Origin of the sequence: Pseudomonas sp. JV414 (assembly GCF_032424305.1) — a bacterium.
GTDB lineage: Bacteria > Pseudomonadota > Gammaproteobacteria > Pseudomonadales > Pseudomonadaceae > Aquipseudomonas > Aquipseudomonas lini.
This window is the reverse complement of the sequence record NZ_VYKC01000002.1, coordinates 213,728-229,974: the sequence shown is the minus strand read 5'-3', so window position 1 is coordinate 229,974 and position 16,247 is coordinate 213,728. Positions and strand designations below refer to the sequence as shown.

Below are 16,247 nucleotides of genomic sequence, written 5' to 3'. Positions count from 1 at the left end.
GGTCATCGTTTGAACAGACATTGAGGAGCCACGATTGATGAGCAAACCATTCAGAATCGCCGCGATTGCCGGCGATGGCATCGGCAAGGAAGTCTTGCCGGAAGGGCTGCGGGTACTGGAGCAGGCCGCGAAAAAATGGCAACTGGATTTGAGCATCGAAGTGCTCGACTGGGCGCATTGCGATTATTACCTGGAACACGGGCAGATGATGCCCGCCGACTGGTTCGAACAGCTCAAGGGCTTCGACGCGATTTACTTTGGCGCCGTGGGCTGGCCGGACAAGGTTCCGGATCACATTTCCCTGTGGGGTTCGTTGCTGAAGTTTCGCCGTGACTTCGACCAATACGTGAATATCCGTCCGGTGCGGCTGTTTCCCGGTGTGCCGTGTCCGTTGGCCGGACGCGAAGCTGGGGACATCGATTTCGTGGTGATCCGCGAGAACACCGAAGGCGAGTATTCGTCGGTCGGCGGCAAGATGTTCGAGGGCACCGAGCATGAGTTCGTGCTGCAAGAGTCGGTGTTCACCCGGCGCGGCGTGGACCGGATTCTCAAGTTCGCCTTCGATCTGGCCCAGACCCGGCCGCGCAAGCGCCTGACGGCGGCGACCAAGTCCAACGGGATTTCCATCAGCATGCCGTACTGGGACGAGCGCACCGCATTGATGGCTGCGAAGTACCCGGACGTCACCTGGGACAAGCAACACATCGACATTCTGTGCGCGCGGTTTGTGCTGCAACCGGACCGCTTCGATGTGGTGGTGGCGTCGAATTTGTTCGGCGACATTCTGTCCGACCTGGGACCGGCCTGCGCTGGAACCATCGGCATCGCACCCTCGGCCAACCTCGATCCGGAGCGGCGCTTCCCCTCGCTGTTCGAGCCGGTGCATGGCTCGGCGCCGGACATCTATGGGCAGAACATCGCCAACCCGATTGCGATGATCTGGTCCGGTGCCTTGATGCTCGATTTCCTCGGCAACGGTGATGAACGTTATCGCGCGGCCCACGACGGTATTCTCAAGGCCATCGAGCAGATCATTTCCGAGGGGCCGATCACCCCCGATCTGGGCGGGCAGGGCTCGACCCAGGATGTCGGTAGGGCAATCGCCGCGTTGCTTTGAGCCGAGGCAACAACTGCTCAGCAGGAAGCTTTATTCATTCTTGTGTCTCACCCTTTTAGCCCGTCCACACTGCGGGCTTTTTTTTGCCTATCGCCCTCGTGTTTAACCTGCCTTTGCTGTTGCGAAGGAGGTAACGAAGGAGGGGGCGCGGAATGTGAGGGACGTCTTGAATGCGGATGTTGCTGATGGTTTTACTGGAGTGCGCGCTGCACCTTTACGAATCCTTGAACGTGCGTGCCTGGACGTCAATGGACTGGCCCTCGGGCTCCTCAGTGACTGGCTTATCGTCGCCCATGGATTTGCGGAACCCCTTGATCGTGTCGCCGATATCCGTCCCCAAACCTTTCAGGCGCCTGGTTCCGAACAACATGATCACGATCAACAGGATGATCAGGAGTTTCCCGGTACTGAAGCCACCTAATCCCATTGTCTGAACTCCGCAAGTGATTGGTCTGTTTTGTGGTGGGGCCGGCGGAGGAAACTCATCTGCCGGCGCTAACGTGGTTCGAGTTATTTGACGACGTAGAACTTGCGCACATAGACGCTGCTGTTCCAGGCGCATGGGGCACCTCGGGGCACGAACACCGTATCGCCAGTGTTGACCGTCAGATGGGTCCCGTCTGCTACCTGGAGGGTGACGCTGCCTTCGAGCAGGTGCATTAGCTCATGCAGCAGGTGCGGCCTCGCCTTGCGGGTATAGGGTGTCGAGTCCCAGACGCCGATGCGCAGGTCAGTCGCTTCTTCGACGAACAAATTGTTCGAGCGACATTGTGGTGCCGGGGTCAGCAGAATTTCTGCACCCGGTGGTGTCGAGGGAGAGAGCAGGGTTCGCTGAGGGAGAGGCGTTAGCCCGATATTGCACGCCTCAACAGGTTGGGTATCGGCGCAGAACGCCCAGATAGAGTCGGGTTGCGCCTCGATCCGAATCGAGGTGCCGCGGGCGATCACCGCGCTGTCACCAGGATTGAGTTGGAGCGAGTGATCCTGGCTCTGCAGGACAACTTGTCCCGCGTGCACCACGATCATTTCGCTGTAGGGATAGTCATCGACGCTGAATTGTCCGCTCGCCTGGACCACACCGGCAGCAATGTCATCCGCCCCGACATAAGCAATCTGCCTTTCGAAAGGATCGTTGGCGCCCAACGAACCAGGGGTAAATTTTGTTAGAACGGGACTGCCGTCGGCGTGTGCCAACAGCACTGCAGTGGGCTCTAGCATGATGCTGTTTCTCCAGGAGTGTGCATTGTGAAGCGTTGGATGTAACGGAGGGGTTTGTCAGCCGATGGCCTGAGTCACCAGCGCAAACTGGTGCACTTCGCCGATCGCCTGCGGTGGGGTACCGCGAGCCATTTGTGCGACGGTGTCGACGTGCTTCAGCCCGGCCTCTTCCAGCCAAGGGGCCAGACCGCTGTCGGACGGTATATCCATGCGCACGAAGGCGTCCGGCACGTGGGCCAACAACAGCGCGATCAAGTGCTTGGCCTGCTCTGGATTTTCTGCGATGACCGGGCCGATACAGCGACCACGGCCGAATGGGCGTAGCAGAGCGAAAGCACGCAGCTGACCATCGCGCTCGATACCGACCGAGTGTTCGACAACATCGAACAGATCATTGAGCACGGCGTGTCTGTCCAGGCCGCTGCCGGCGTTGGCCAGTTCAATCTGGACGCTCCGATCGGCTTCGGTCAGTGGGCGGCAGCGCTCACCGGCTGCCAGGTCATTGGGTGCAGGAACCCGAGCGAGCCCTTGATGTTGTTGAATATGTCCAAACTCAATGAACCCCTGGCTGGCATAAAGCGGGGCGCCGGCCAGCGTCGCATTGAGCACGGCGGTACGCGATCCGCAAGCCTCGAGCGCCAACTCCATCAGCTTGCGACCTATACCCTGGCCCTGGTACTCATCACTGACGATCACCAGGCCGATGGTGGCGTAATCTCCCTGCGGACAAGTGAACGCGGTACCGATCAGACGGTCTGCGTCTTCTACGACAAAACCCTGCGCGATGCGCTGCAACATGGCCCAGTCTTCCAGGCGGTGGGGCCACTTCAACTGCACGGACAAGGCATGGGCCGACGCCACATCGGCTGAGGTCATGGGGCGATAGATATAGGCTGGGCGTTGCGAAATGGACATGGCAGGTCTCCATTGACAGGGCGCGTAATCGGTCGGATTTCTGCGCGCAAAGTATTGGTATCTCACCTGCGGCGAGGCCTGACAAGAGCCTCCAATTGATTCGGCAGATTCCGTCAGCGACGGCTCCGCAGACCACAGTTACTGCTCAAATGAGAATCAGGATCGGCAGCAAATACCGGGTCGGTTTTCAGGATGCAGGTCGAAGCGAAAGACATTCCTGATGGTTACATTGCTTAAAAAAAGACGCCCGGATGGGTAATGCCGATCTGTTAAGAAATTTGAGCGACGAAATTCCTGTGGGAGCGTGGCTTGCCCGCGAAGAATGCACCGCGGTTTTTCAGGTACTACGCGTCATCGTTCTTCGCGGGCAAGCCACGCTCCCACAGGTTCTGCGTCTTAACCGACTGGCATTAGTTCGAATGGGCGCCTCAAGGCTAAGGAGCGAGGAGGAGGCCTTTAAAAAAGCCGGCCGGCCCATGCGCTAAACCGGCCGGGAACAGCCGTTACAGAATGCTCAGCGGGTACTCGATGATCAGGCGGACCTCGTCGATATCGCTGTCGAACGAGGTGGAGCGGTGGGTGGCTTGGCGCAGGCGGAAGGACAGGTCCTTGGTCGCACCTTCCTGGATCACGTATTTGGCTTCCAGATCGCGTTCCCAATGTTTCTGGTCGTCACCCACCTTGTTGGCGTAGGCACCATTCGGATCGGCCTTGGTGCCATCGATTTGATCGCCTTTGACATAGCGGGCCATGAAGCTCAGCCCGGGTATGCCGTAGGAGGCCATGTTCAGGTCATAACGAGCCTGGACTGAACGCTCGTTGGGGGCGTTGAAGTCGGAGTACTGAACCGAGTTGGCCAACCAGATTGAATCCACACCGATGTAGTCGAAGTACTCGTCGCCATCGATCTTCTGGTAGGCCAGGGTGAGCTTGTGGGCGCCGACGGAGTAAGCCGCTTTGGCCGACCAGCTGGTGGTGTCCAGTTTACCGGCACGCGCTTCGCCCTGGTCGCTAGTCTTGTAGGCCGCCAGGCCGAAGTTCAGCGACTGCTTGTCAGCCAGGGGAATCGTATAGGAGGCACTGCCGAAGTGTTGGCGCCAGACATTGACGGCCTCACTGGTGTACGCCTTCAGGATGAGGTTTTCGTTGATTTTATAGGTGCCGCCGACGAAGTCGACGCTGTCAGCTTCGGTCCCTCCGTAGGTGGTGAACAGGCCGTCATCGGAGTTGGTCGAATTACGATTGTTGAAGGCGGTGAAATGGCCACCCTCGAGGGATAAGGCATCGAACTCATTGCTGGTCAGTTGAAAACCGGTCGCGGTTTCCGGCAGCAAACGGTTGTCGCCGGTGGCGAATACCGGAGCGGTCGGGCGTTGTTCGCCGTACTTCAGAACGGTAGAGGAAATGCGCATCTTCACTGCGCCGCCAATCTCGCCATAGGAGTCCGGTACGTCGGCATCGGCGGTGCGGTTGTTGCTGATCGGCAGCAGGCCGTTGCCGACCCGACCGCGGCCGGTGTCCAGCTTGACCCCGCCGTAGGCGAAGGCATCAGTGCCGAAGCCGATGGTGCCTTGGGTGAAACCAGAGGCGAAGTTGAGCATGGCACCCTGTGCCCACTCCTCGCGATAGCCGTTGCGTTCGCTGGACGGCAACGAGCCATTGATACCCTGGCTGTTGCTGCCGCCATGGCGGAAGTCGCGGTTCATATAGAAATTACGGTTGAGCAGCACTAGGCTGCTGTCTTCAATGAAGCCCTTGGCTTGCTGTTGCTGATCCGCTATTGCCAGTTGCGCGGTGGCGGCAATGACCGCCAAGGAGAGAGCGCTTTGTTTTGCGATGTTCATCGCTTACCTCATTTGATCTTATTAGTATTCGTTGCCTGTACGGCAGGCAACGTTCTGCTCAGGTGAACACTGCGAAGCAAACCGGGAGAACCCCGGATCTTGTCGATCACTGCACGGCCGGGCTGCACGCAGCGGTGGCTGTATCGCAGCTACGGCGGAGCCTGGCAATGGGCTGCAGTCAATTCGGTAGATTGCATAAGTTGCGACTTCACAGGCCGCAGTTATTGCTCAAACGAGGGGTAAGGCCGGCAGTTAGTAACTTCGCTTGCGGTCAACCTGGCCAAGCATTGACTCACCGCGTTGATGCCGACGGATGTTCTCCAGCAGCACGCTAAACGCGCTTTCTGGCTGAGTCATTGCAGCGATATGCGGTGTCAGCAATATCTGCGGATGGTGCCAGAAGGGATGATCCGGCGCTGCCGGTTCCTGTTGCAGTACGTCGAGCACCGCCGCGCTGATCTGGCCGCTGGCCAGAGCCTCGAGCAGATCCTCTTCTACCAGATGCCCACCGCGGCCCATGTTGACCAAGGCAGCACCATTGGGCAGGTGCTGGAATAACTGACGGTTGAGAATCCCTTTGGTCTGCTCGGTCAGTGGCAGGACACACAGCACGATGTCGCACTGGCCGAGGAAGGCCGGAAGTTGTTCGGCACCCGCAAAGCAGTCCACTGCGTCGATGTGATGCTCGCTGCGTGCCCAGCCCGACAAGGCAAAGCCAAAAGGCTGCAACGTGGCCAGAATCTGTTGAGCTTGTGTGCCGAGCCCCATCACGCCCACCCGACGTTTGGCTGCCGGTTGCAGCAGGTGAGCCTGCCAGCACCGAGCCATTTGTTGCTGGCGATAACGGAGCATATCCCGGTGCAGGCTCAGCACCGCAAAAGTGGCGTATTCGCACATGCCCCGGGTGATGCTCGGATCGAGCAGACGGACCACCGGCAGGCTCGTGGGCAAGCGATCAAGGTCAAGCTGATCGACCCCGGCCGATAAGGCGAACAATACCTGCAGGTTTGGCAGCAAGGTGTCGAGATCGTCCGGTGCCTGCCAGGCCGCCAGGTAGCGAATATCCTGCGGATCGCCGATGTCTGGCCAGGCACGCCATTCGATATCTGGAGCATGCTCGGCGAATAGGCGCTTCCAATGTTCGCCGCGCACCGGGTCAGCTTTATAGAGCAGGGCCATGGGTCATTTCTCGCATTAAATAGGGAGCATCAAGCATGCCCGAGTGACAAAGCAGGATATGTCGAAAGACTCTGCGTAAACACACGACGCTGCGTTGTAGGGGGCACCTATCGGCAGATTCCATGGGGGCTGGCCGCCGCTGAAGGATTCTGCTGTTTGCCGGGGTGAAAACAGTCGATCCCGATTTCTCAGAGGCCAAGTTCGGCTTAGACAATTGCGTCGAAAGCTTAACCTGTGAAACACGTCGCAGCCGCTTCCCGGTTGCCAGGCCCACTATGAGAGATGCCAATGAACAGTAAAGTCGAAGAAACCCCGAGTTTGCTCCGTCAACGCGATCAATTCGTGCCCCGGGGTTTGGTCACCGCACACCCGCTGGTTATCGATCGTGCCCAGGGTTGCGAGATGTGGGACGTGGACGGGGCGCGTTACCTGGACTTCGTCGGCGGCATCGGTGTGTTGAACATCGGTCACAATCACCCGAAGGTGGTCGCGGCGGTGCAAGCCCAATTGCAAAAGGTCAGCCATGCATGCTTCCAGGTAGTGGCCTATAAACCCTATCTCGACCTGGTCCAGCGTTTGTGCGAGTTGGTCGGTGGTCGCGAAGCCTATAAGGCGGCGCTGTTTACCTCCGGTGCAGAGGCTGTGGAGAACGCGGTGAAGATCGCTCGCGCGCACACCAATCGCCCAGCGGTCATCTCCTTTCGTGGCGGTTTCCATGGACGCACGTTGCTCGGCACGACCTTGACCGGCATGAGCCAACCCTACAAGCAGAACTTCGGGCCCTTCGCTCCTGAGGTCTTTCATACTCCGTACCCGAACGCCTATCGCGGTTTCACCAGCGAGATGGCCCTGCAAGCCCTGAACGAATTGCTGGCAACCCAAGTCCCTGCGGACCGGGTAGCGGCGATCATCATCGAGCCGGTGCAGGGCGATGGCGGTTTCCTCTCGGCGCCGCCGGAGTTTCTCCAGGCGCTGCGGGCTCTGACCGAACAACATGGCATCGTGCTCATTCTCGATGAAATTCAGACCGGCTTCGGCCGTACCGGCAAATGGTTCGGTTTCCAGCACGCAGGCATTCAGCCGGATCTGGTCACCGTCGCCAAGAGCCTGGCCGGTGGGTTGCCGATATCGGGCGTGGTGGGTCGTGCGCACATCATGGACGCGCCATTACCCGGTGGTCTCGGCGGTACTTATGGTGGTAATGCCCTGGCTTGCGCGGCGGCGCTGGCGGTGATCGACGCCTACGAACAGGAACAGCTACTTGCGCGCGGTGAGGCATTGGGCGAGCGTCTGCGTCAGGGCCTGCTGCGCTTGCAGGCACGTCATCCGCGTATTGGTGACGTACGTGGCACCGGTTTCATGTTGGCGATCGAACTGATCAAAGACGATGAGGCCCGCAGCCCCGATGCCGAACTCACCCAGCAACTGATCGATCAGGCCAGGGTTGGCGGGCTGTTGGTGATCAAATGCGGCGTGTACCGTAATGTGCTGCGCTTCCTCGCGCCTCTGGTCACCGAAGAGGAACAGATCGACGAAGCGCTGGCGATTCTTGAGGCAGCATTGTTACGCGTGTTGAATTAACCTCAGACTTCGGTTGGCGCAGCATCGCTGCGTCAACCGGAGCGTTTGGAACGCATGGATTGTTGAATGCATCATGGGAGGCTACACACCATGTACCTGACTGATTATCGTGCACTGCTGATCGATTGCGATGATGTTCTGGTCGATCGGGATTCGGGTATCTGGACGGCCCTGCAACCGTTGCTCGAAAACCATTCGGACAGGCTGGACAGGGAAGCAGTATTGGCTGCGTTTGACGAGGCGGTGCGCACGCTCTATCCACGTTTTGCAGAGTTGGGTTTCAGTGGGTTGCTGTGCTTCGCCCATCGTCAGTTGGCAGAGCGTTTCGGGCTCAAGGCCAGTTGGGAGGAGGGGATGAGTTTCGCCCGATCGGTGGGCAACTGGTCACTGTTCGAGGACGCACCCGGCGCCATGTTGTACCTGCGCAAGTTTTATCGGCTGCTGGTGTGCTGCGATCGTGATGCCGCGGATCGCGAACAGCTCTGTGAGCGTTTGGGGATTACGCCCGAAGATTTGCTATCGCGGGTCAGCAATCCGTTAGAGGACAGCGCCTGGCTGCAAGCCAACAAACTGAAACCTGAAGATATCCTGCAGGTTTCCAGACCTCCTGCCGAGCCGCCAAAATCGGCGGGTTTGTGCCTGATCTATCGTGATCACGGGAATGATACCCAGCAATGTCCTGCGGATTTTTGCATCAATAGCATGGCCGACCTGGTCGCTCAGCATCAGCGATCGTTACACCGCTGATTTTGCTATATCTTTGGACATCGGAACGGCAATCACGAGGTACGCGATGGAAGGTTTGATCAAACTAGACCGAATTGATATCAGTATCCTGGTTGAACTGCAAAAAGACGGCCGAATGACTAACGTCAGCTTGGCCGATGCAGTGGGTCTGTCGTCCAGCCCATGTTTGCAACGGGTCAAGCGGCTCGAGTCGGCCGGCTATATTTCCGGTTACAGAGCCCATCTCAATCTTGCCAAGATCACCGACTCGGTCACGGTATTTACCGAGATCACGCTCAGCGACCACAAGCGGGAGGACTTCGCCAAGTTCGAGTCCAATATCCGTTTGGTCGATGAAGTACTTGAGTGCCATTTGATCAGCGGTGGTTACGATTACCTGGTGCGTTTCATGACCTGCAGCATCCAGCATTATCAGGAAGTGATGGAAGGTCTGCTGGACAAGAACATCGGTATCTCCAAGTACTTCAGTTACATCGTCATCAAATCGCCGGTCCTCAAAGATGGGGTTCCGCTGCGCAGGCTATTGCGTCACTGAGGCCCGGCCATGAGCGCAATTAATTTTGCTCTCGCACCTGTTTTACCGAGATAAAACGTATCAGCAGAGAATGGGAATTGATATTATTCGTCATCAATTCTCGCCGAGCTCCTGATGTGCCCGGCATCTTCTCAAGGTTGTCTGTCGATGCGTCGAACTCTCGTTTCTCTGTGTGTGATCCAAGCTATTTCCCAGACCGCCTGGGCTGAACAAGCACCGACTGATCCTGCGTCAATAGAGTTACAAGCGATCGACATCAACGGCACATTGGAAGAACAGGCTCAAGGGCCGGTTCAGGGTTATCGAGCAACCCGTTCGGCCAGTGCGACGCGCACAGACACTCCGATTCATGAAACCCCGCAATCCATCAGCGTTGTCACCAAGGATGTCGTGGAAGACCTCGGCGCGACCCGTCTGCAAGACGCGCTCGATTACGCCGGGGGCGTGGGTCGTGCGAACAATTTCGGCGGCCAGGGCCTGACCACTTTCACCGTGCGTGGCTTTACCACCGGTGAGTTCTACCGCAACGGTTTCCCGATCAACCGCGGTTATCCGAACATGCCCGATGCCAATACCATCGAGCGCCTGGAGGTCCTGCGCGGGCCGGCCACCACGCTGTATGGCCGTGGCGACCCGGGCGGCACCTTCAACGTGGTGTCCAAACAACCCCTGGCCGAACGCACCGTCACCTTGGGCAGCCAGCTCAACGATCAGGGCATGCGTCGCGGAACGCTGGATGCCTCAGGACCGCTGGACGATGAAGGGCGACTGGCCTATCGGCTCAACGTGATAGGCGAGGGTGGCGACACCTTCCGTGATCACGTCGAAAACGAGCGTTACGGTGTGGCGCCGGTGCTCGGTTGGCAGGTCAACGACACCACCCGCATCACCTTCGAAGGCGATTTCATGCGCAACAACGCGCCGCTCGATCGGGGCGTGACTCGCTATCGCAATCAGGCCGGCGTTGCCTCGCGGGATACTTTTTTCGGTGAAAAGGATATCGGCAAGCTGCACAACGACAACAACATGGCGCAACTGCGTTTCGAGCATTTCCTGAACGACAACTGGACCTTGGGTGGCGGCACGCAATTTCTCGACGGCAGCCTGCAAGGCAATGCCATTGAAGGCAACGGAGTCGCTGCCGACGGCCGAACGCTGGGGCGCAACTTCAACTATCGCAAGCTGGAGTGGCAAGACCTTGATGTGCAGTTGAACCTGACCGGGCATTTTTCCACCGGTGGGTTCGACCACACGTTGCTCACGGGCATCGAGTATGAGGATTACGATTACAAGTCGATCATCCGTCGCTCCAGTGGGGCGGTGAGTGCCTACCCCATCGACATCTTCAATCCGGTCTACGGCCAGCCGCGTCCGGCGCTGACTCGCACCACCACCCACGATCAGGAAAACCTCAAGACTTATGCCGCTTTCGTGCAAGACCAGGTAACGCTGACCGAGCGCTTGAAAGTCTTGGCAGGCGTACGTTTCGAACGCTTCGAACATGATTACGACAACAAACTCGTCAACGGTGTGAGCTGGACCAACAGCGACAACGCTGTCACCCCGCGTCTTGGGCTGATCTACGACTTGACCCCGACCGTGGCGATCTATGCCGACACGGCGCGATCCTTCAAGCCCAACAGCGGTGCCAGTCGAACGGGTGGCGGCTTCAAACCTGAAGAAGGCAAATCCTACGAGGTGGGCGTCAAGTGGCAGGCCCTTGATCGTCAGTTAAGCGTGGATGCCGCGGTGTATCAGATCGAAAAACGCAACGTCCTGACGACAGACCCTGTGGACTCGACCTTCAGCGTTGCGGCGGGTGAAGTTCGCAGCCGTGGCTTCGATCTGAATGTGGCCGGCAACCTCACCCCAGAGTGGCGCATGATCGGTGGCTACGCCTATGTGGATGCCGAAGTCACCCAGGACAACGTACTGAAGTCAGGCACCCGCCTGGTGAATATTCCGCGCAACAGTTTCAGCCTGCTGAACGTCTACGAGTTTCAGGACGGTGGCCTCAAAGGACTGGGCCTTGGACTGGGAGCCAAGTATGTCGACGAACGCGCCGGCCAGACCGCGGCAAATGCTTTCTCCATGGACAGCTACGAGGTGTTCGACCTGCTCAGCTTTTACAAAGTCAACGAGCACCTGCGGCTTAACCTTGACCTGAAGAATGTGTTCGACAGCGACTACGATGAAGGCGCCTTTGGCAACGTTTACGCCTATCCGGGCGCGCCGAGAACCGTGCAAATGGGTTTCTCGTACACTTTGTAACAGGTAGACAGGTCGCGCCCTTGTTATGAGGGCGGCTAGTTTCGGACGACATTTCACCAGGCGCGTTACGCGCAACGCATGTCGAAATCAGACTCATAAGTGGCGCATTCGGGCTATTGGCTTTCAAGACAAGACGCGTAAGGTGGCGCGTCACTTCATGGCCGTGTGCAGCCGTGATGCCTGATTTAGAAACCCGGGAGCGTTTGAGGTGCGCCGCGTTCGGATGCGGCAACAGGGAGAAATGATGATCGCCTGACCCTCAGTCAGTACGCCCTAACGTCGATCACCAGAGAATAAAAAAACAATGAATAGCCTGAACTCCAAAGATTCGAACGGACAATTGGCGCAGGGTTTCAAGCCGCGTCACGTCACAATGCTTTCTATTGCGGGGATTATCGGCGCAGGTTTGTTTGTTGGCTCCGGACATGCCATCGCTGCCGCAGGGCCGGCAGTATTGCTGGCTTATCTGTTTTCCGGCCTGTTGGTCGTTCTGGTCATGCGCATGCTGGGCGAAATGGCGGTTGCCAACCCGGACACCGGATCTTTCTCTACCTACGCCGACCAGGCAATCGGGCGTTGGGCAGGCTTCACCATCGGCTGGCTGTATTGGTGGTTCTGGGTGCTGGTGATACCGATCGAAGCGCTTGCGGCCGGACATGTATTGAATCAATGGTTCCCGCAGATCGATACCTGGTTGTTTGCCTTGCTGTCGATCATTTTGTTGGTGGTGACTAACCTGTTCAGTGTGTCCAAATACGGTGAGTTCGAATTCTGGTTTGCGATGGCCAAAGTCGTGGCGATCATTGGATTCATCGGCCTGGGTTTTGCGGTGTTGATGGGATGGATTCCAGAGCGCGAAGCCAGCGGATTGAGCCGACTCATGGAGGAACATGGCGGTTTCGCGCCCAACGGCTTGTCAGCGGTTGTAGGGGCATTCATCACCATCATGTTCAGCTTCATCGGTACGGAAGCGGTGACCATCGCTGCGGCTGAATCCAGCAACCCTGCGCAGAACATCGCCAAAGCTACCCGCTCTGTGATCTGGCGCATCGGGGTGTTCTACGTGCTGTCCATTTTCGTGGTCATTTCAGTGGTGCCCTGGAACGATCCGTTGTTGGCGTCGGTGGGTTCTTACCAACGAGCGCTTGAGCTGATGAATATTCCCCACGCCAAGCTCATGGTCGATATGGTGGTGTTGATTGCCGTGGCCAGCTGCATGAACTCGTCGATTTATATTGCCTCACGCATGTTGTTTTCGCTGGGCAAGCGCGGTGATGCACCGCAGCCGCTGAAGGTAACGTCGTCGGCGGGCGTGCCGAGGGCTGCAGTGATCGCCAGCACCGTACTGGGTGCCGGTGTGACCTTGTTCAGCTACTTCATGCCCGCCGGTTTATTCCAGTTTCTGCTCGCCAGCTCCGGCGCCATTGCCTTGCTGGTGTACCTGGTTATCGCAGTGTCGCAACTGCGCATGCGCAAGATTCTGCTTCGGCAGAACGTCACGCTGATCTTCAAGATGTGGTTGTTCCCCTGGCTCACCTGGTTGGTCATCGCCTTCATCTGCGCAGCGTTGGCGGTGATGATGGTGACGCCCGAGCATCGTATGGAAGTTTCTTCGACCATCGGCCTGGCGCTGGTGATTTCCTTTATCGGCCTGGTGACCGCGCGTCAGCATGGGCAGCAGGGTGCGGTGTCGGCGCAAAGCGCATAGCAGCCATATCAGCGTAAACCTGCAGCGATCTTATCAGTGCGCCAGCAGTGGCGAGGCGGTTAACACCGCCAGCGCCACGGGCCATTCACCGCTCTCATCCTCAGTCTAATTCCTGCGCAAGACACAAGCGGGCTTGCTCGCGAAAACGGTGTATCAGTCAAAATCAAAGCTGAATGACACACCGAATTCGCGAGCATGCCCGCTCCCAGGTGGACTGCGCCAGGTTGTGTTTTTCAGAGCTGTACCCGTCGCAGTCTGCCGCTCAACAGGACGACGTTGTTGTCTGGCGTGGGCAGTGGCCGGCCGGCCAATCCCATGCCTTCGCTCACCAGTACCGCATCCTCCACCAGGCACAGATTGGAAGGGGTATCCAGGCCGCGGGCGAGCACGGCGACCTGGGCGGTTTGCAGGTTGCAGCGCAGCAGTCGACCCGTGAAACGGGTGAAACCGCCATGCAACGGTTCGCCGTTCCAGTCCGGTGGCAAGGGTTGCTGCAGGCGGTCGCAGAGCTCCAGGACCAGTACATTCCCCTTCGGACACAGCGCCAGTCCGGTGGGCAGTTGCAGGCCATGAATCAGCACCTCGATCTGCCCGCTGTCGGGCCAGACCCGAATGACCTGGCCTGCCTTATCGGCAAAGTCGATGCCCTTGCGCGCAGGGTCGCCTTGCAGCTCTCCGGAGAACAGGCTGATCAGCACGGCGTCTGTCGCCGGTTCGTACACCAGGGTCACGGGGACGGCTTCCTGGCCCTGGCCCAGTTCGGGCAACTGAACCAGCACGCGCTCCTCCTGTCCGGTGATGAACTCTACCAACTGATTGGTATCGGGTTTGACCGCCAGCCAGCTGCGGCGGGTCGGGTGATAACACAGCGCATTCAGATTGCCACGGCTGTGAAACACCGGCTCGGGAGGGGTGTATTGCAGGTCCAGCAGTTTGGAGCCCTCGACATAATCGGTCTGGCTGACCAGGCAGCGTCCGTCACCGCAGGCGATGTCCGAAAGCCCCATGATTTCATCGCGCAGCATGCGGGCCTGCATGTTCATGGCGCGAAAACCTTGCGCCAGTATTTCGCGGGGCAGGTAGGCGCCGGGGCTGTGCGGATCCGGTCGCAGTCGACTGATACGGCCGCTGAAGGGCTGTTCCGGCAGGCCCGAGCCGGCTTCGGTCAGCAGCAGGCTGCCATCGGCCTGCACACAAAGGCCCCGAGGGTTCAGCAGACCCTCGGCGATGATGGTGCTCGGGCGCAGCGTTTCAGTGGGTCGCGCCGGAATATGAACGGGAACGGGCATAAGGCTCTCTCCATGGACAAGGGATGGACGCGGCTACTGCGGCGGCTGCCACGGTTCACCGGTGAGATAGGCCCTCAGCAGTGCTCGCTGGCAGGGCGACATCGAGCGCACCACGGGCATGAACAGGGTGGTGCCTTTGTAGGCGTCCGAGGTGCGGGCGAGAATGGGGTTCTTGGCACCCATGACCGCGTCGGGCTGATTGAGCGGGATGTAGCGCGACATGGCGGGGAAGGCCAGGTAGTGAAAACGCAAGACGTTCGGGTACATCAGCTCCCAGGTGATGGTGGTGCCCGCGGGGATGCCGAAGTCGGTCTGTGCGTATTTGCGAAAGCTGGTGAAGTAGCCACCGTTTTTAAAGCCGTTGATCGCGTAGGTCAGCGCGACAAAGCCCGCTTGGGCGGCAGTACCCGGTTTGACGGTGACAGGGAAACTGACTGCGAGCTGCCCGGGTTCTACGGTCAGCGAGGCCGGAAACTCGAGGAAATTCCAGTACTGCGGATTTTTGTATACCGCAGGTGGACTGGCTTTCAGGTCGATTTCGGTGGCTCTGGGGACCGGGCCGCCCAGACACCTTACCTGCAGGGTGATCGACAGGCCATTGGGGTAGTCCTCCAGATAAACGTTGCGCTGATCGGCATACACCCGATAGGTCGATTCGATTGCGTTTAGCGTGGTTTCGGCAACTTCGTCGGGTGCGGTGATGGCCAGTTCGTTGGTCCGCGCCGCTTCCTGTTGGCTGGTACTCAGGGGCAGGTCGACGATGCCGCCATACACGTAGTAGTTGAATAACGGACTGGTTGCCGGGTCGAGGGTGGTCAGGGTGGTTGTGCCTGCAGAGATGGTGACGAGACCGTAATCCGCGTTGGGCCCGATGGGGCTGGTGATGTCGTCTCTGACGGCCCTGAAGGTTTGCTTCGGGATGACGTTCACCATGTCGATGCTCAGGATGCCGCTGTCGCCCAGGTCGGCATAGCCAGTGCTCTTGGTGCTCTGGTTGACCAGTTGCCGGCCCGGCTGGCAGTTCAGCGGCTCGTCGGCGAAGGCCGGGGCCAGTGTACCGATGACCCTGCCGATGCTCGGGTTGGGCGTGTACCTGCCGGCGGCGTAGTCGGCATCCAGTTGTTCGGTGGTCATCGTGGGGCACATCTCAAACATGACAAAACGCAGGACGATGCCTGTCGCACCCGGCGCCTGGATGATCGATCGCAGGCCACCGCTGTTCTGGTTCCAGCTGACAATGCTGCTCAGGGGAAAGGTCAGCTGAAACGTGCCGCTGAGGCGGAAAGACCCCGGCGCATCCATCTCCTCTGGCTCCAACACCCGCATTTTGACATCCAGGCTGCTGCAGACTGTGTTCGCACGAATCAGCAATTGGATGTCGCTGTTACCGCCAATTTGCAGACCGCCAACGAATATCTGGGTGGTGTTTGTGGCGGTGGGGTCCAGGTCGACCATCATCGGGCCGGAAACGGGCCCCTGTCCGGTCACCGGGTCCACCGAGCCGAGCAGATAGACCGGCTGCCCCACCATATCGCCGGTGGTGCTGATGCTACCCGGATTACCCTGGGAACTGATCAAGGCGTTCTGCATGTCGACGACATGCTGCCCGTAGTGATTCCAGCCGCCAGCAGTGTAGTAGTCGCCGTCGGGCGCGTTGATCATGTTGTTCAACTGATCGTCGGTGTAAGACTGGGCACCCGGTGCCAGGGTCGAGGTGGTCAGGTCGAAGAGCGGCCAGTTCTCATTGCCGTCGTAAGGGATAGTGGGGGAGTTGTTCGGCAGGCTGACGTCCGTGCGGATGCCGCCCCAGAAGTTCAGCCGTGGTCCATTGAGAATGCTCATG

Annotated in this window: 13 protein-coding genes; 6 read left to right on the top strand and 7 right to left on the bottom strand. The window is 58.8% G+C overall.

All coding sequences use genetic code 11. The annotated features are described in order from the left end of the window. The first annotated feature begins 37 nt into the window (after positions 1–37). Positions 38–1,117, top strand: coding sequence for a tartrate dehydrogenase (locus tag F6R97_RS02125; protein ID WP_315865949.1), 1,080 nt, complete (start codon positions 38–40; stop codon positions 1,115–1,117). 214 nt (positions 1,118–1,331) lie between these two features. Here the strand turns inward: F6R97_RS02125 and tatA are convergent, their stop codons facing one another. From tatA to F6R97_RS02100, 5 genes are all read right to left on the bottom strand, one after another. Next, on the bottom strand, positions 1,332–1,544 hold the full coding sequence (tatA, locus tag F6R97_RS02120) for a twin-arginine translocase TatA/TatE family subunit (protein WP_038983091.1): 213 nt from the start codon (positions 1,542–1,544) through the stop codon (positions 1,332–1,334). 83 nt (positions 1,545–1,627) lie between these two features. Beyond that, positions 1,628–2,335, bottom strand: coding sequence for a cupin domain-containing protein (locus F6R97_RS02115; protein WP_315865948.1), 708 nt, complete (start codon positions 2,333–2,335; stop codon positions 1,628–1,630). A gap of 57 nt (positions 2,336–2,392) precedes the next feature. Next, on the bottom strand, positions 2,393–3,250 hold the full coding sequence (locus F6R97_RS02110; protein ID WP_048393154.1) for a GNAT family N-acetyltransferase: 858 nt from the start codon (positions 3,248–3,250) through the stop codon (positions 2,393–2,395). Between the two features lie 503 nt (positions 3,251–3,753). Then, on the bottom strand, positions 3,754–5,094 hold the full coding sequence (locus tag F6R97_RS02105; protein WP_315865947.1) for an OprD family porin: 1,341 nt from the start codon (positions 5,092–5,094) through the stop codon (positions 3,754–3,756). A gap of 252 nt (positions 5,095–5,346) precedes the next feature. Beyond that, positions 5,347–6,273: a 2-hydroxyacid dehydrogenase gene (locus tag F6R97_RS02100; protein ID WP_048393160.1), complete on the bottom strand. Its 927-nt coding sequence runs from the start codon at positions 6,271–6,273 to the stop codon at positions 5,347–5,349. Positions 6,274–6,561: 288 nt separating this feature from the next. Here F6R97_RS02100 and gabT point away from each other — a divergent pair, with 288 nt between their 5' ends. The 5 genes from gabT (at position 6,562) to gabP (ending at position 13,115) form a co-directional block, all read left to right on the top strand. Beyond that, positions 6,562–7,854 carry a 4-aminobutyrate--2-oxoglutarate transaminase gene (gabT, locus tag F6R97_RS02095; protein ID WP_048393168.1) on the top strand — a complete coding sequence of 431 codons (1,293 nt, stop codon included), beginning with the start codon at positions 6,562–6,564 and terminating at the stop codon, positions 7,852–7,854. A gap of 90 nt (positions 7,855–7,944) precedes the next feature. After that, the gene (locus tag F6R97_RS02090) at positions 7,945–8,601 is read left to right on the top strand and encodes an HAD family hydrolase (protein ID WP_048393170.1); all 657 of its coding nucleotides are present in this window, start codon (positions 7,945–7,947) and stop codon (positions 8,599–8,601) included. 46 nt (positions 8,602–8,647) lie between these two features. Then, positions 8,648–9,136 (top strand): Lrp/AsnC family transcriptional regulator, encoded by a 489-nt coding sequence (locus tag F6R97_RS02085; protein ID WP_048393171.1) that lies wholly within the window; start codon positions 8,648–8,650, stop codon positions 9,134–9,136. Positions 9,137–9,283: 147 nt separating this feature from the next. Further along, positions 9,284–11,407, top strand: a complete 2,124-nt coding sequence (locus F6R97_RS02080) for a TonB-dependent siderophore receptor (protein WP_315865946.1) — start codon at positions 9,284–9,286, stop codon at positions 11,405–11,407. Between the two features lie 304 nt (positions 11,408–11,711). Beyond that, entirely contained in the window at positions 11,712–13,115 is a 1,404-nt protein-coding gene (gene gabP / locus F6R97_RS02075; protein WP_315865945.1) for a GABA permease, read from the top strand. Positions 13,116–13,348: 233 nt separating this feature from the next. Here the strand turns inward: gabP and F6R97_RS02070 are convergent, their stop codons facing one another. After that, on the bottom strand, positions 13,349–14,404 hold the full coding sequence (locus tag F6R97_RS02070; protein WP_315865944.1) for a hypothetical protein: 1,056 nt from the start codon (positions 14,402–14,404) through the stop codon (positions 13,349–13,351). Positions 14,405–14,437: 33 nt separating this feature from the next. Then, positions 14,438–16,246 (bottom strand): hypothetical protein, encoded by a 1,809-nt coding sequence (locus F6R97_RS02065; RefSeq protein WP_315865943.1) that lies wholly within the window; start codon positions 16,244–16,246, stop codon positions 14,438–14,440. Position 16,247 lies beyond the last annotated feature (1 nt).

Excerpts from the sequence above, each read along its gene's own strand:
- F6R97_RS02125 (WP_315865949.1), top strand. The coding sequence starts at position 38 with ATGAGCAAACCATTCAGAATCGCCGCGATTGCCGGCGATGGCATCGGC.
- tatA (WP_038983091.1), bottom strand. The coding sequence starts at position 1,544 with ATGGGATTAGGTGGCTTCAGTACCGGGAAACTCCTGATCATCCTGTTG.
- F6R97_RS02115 (WP_315865948.1), bottom strand. The coding sequence starts at position 2,335 with ATGCTAGAGCCCACTGCAGTGCTGTTGGCACACGCCGACGGCAGTCCC.
- F6R97_RS02110 (WP_048393154.1), bottom strand. The coding sequence starts at position 3,250 with ATGTCCATTTCGCAACGCCCAGCCTATATCTATCGCCCCATGACCTCA.
- F6R97_RS02105 (WP_315865947.1), bottom strand. The coding sequence starts at position 5,094 with ATGAACATCGCAAAACAAAGCGCTCTCTCCTTGGCGGTCATTGCCGCC.
- F6R97_RS02100 (WP_048393160.1), bottom strand. The coding sequence starts at position 6,273 with ATGGCCCTGCTCTATAAAGCTGACCCGGTGCGCGGCGAACATTGGAAG.
- gabT (WP_048393168.1), top strand. The coding sequence starts at position 6,562 with ATGAACAGTAAAGTCGAAGAAACCCCGAGTTTGCTCCGTCAACGCGAT.
- F6R97_RS02090 (WP_048393170.1), top strand. The coding sequence starts at position 7,945 with ATGTACCTGACTGATTATCGTGCACTGCTGATCGATTGCGATGATGTT.
- F6R97_RS02085 (WP_048393171.1), top strand. The coding sequence starts at position 8,648 with ATGGAAGGTTTGATCAAACTAGACCGAATTGATATCAGTATCCTGGTT.
- F6R97_RS02080 (WP_315865946.1), top strand. The coding sequence starts at position 9,284 with ATGCGTCGAACTCTCGTTTCTCTGTGTGTGATCCAAGCTATTTCCCAG.
- gabP (WP_315865945.1), top strand. The coding sequence starts at position 11,712 with ATGAATAGCCTGAACTCCAAAGATTCGAACGGACAATTGGCGCAGGGT.
- F6R97_RS02070 (WP_315865944.1), bottom strand. The coding sequence starts at position 14,404 with ATGCCCGTTCCCGTTCATATTCCGGCGCGACCCACTGAAACGCTGCGC.
- F6R97_RS02065 (WP_315865943.1), bottom strand. The coding sequence starts at position 16,246 with ATGAGCATTCTCAATGGACCACGGCTGAACTTCTGGGGCGGCATCCGC.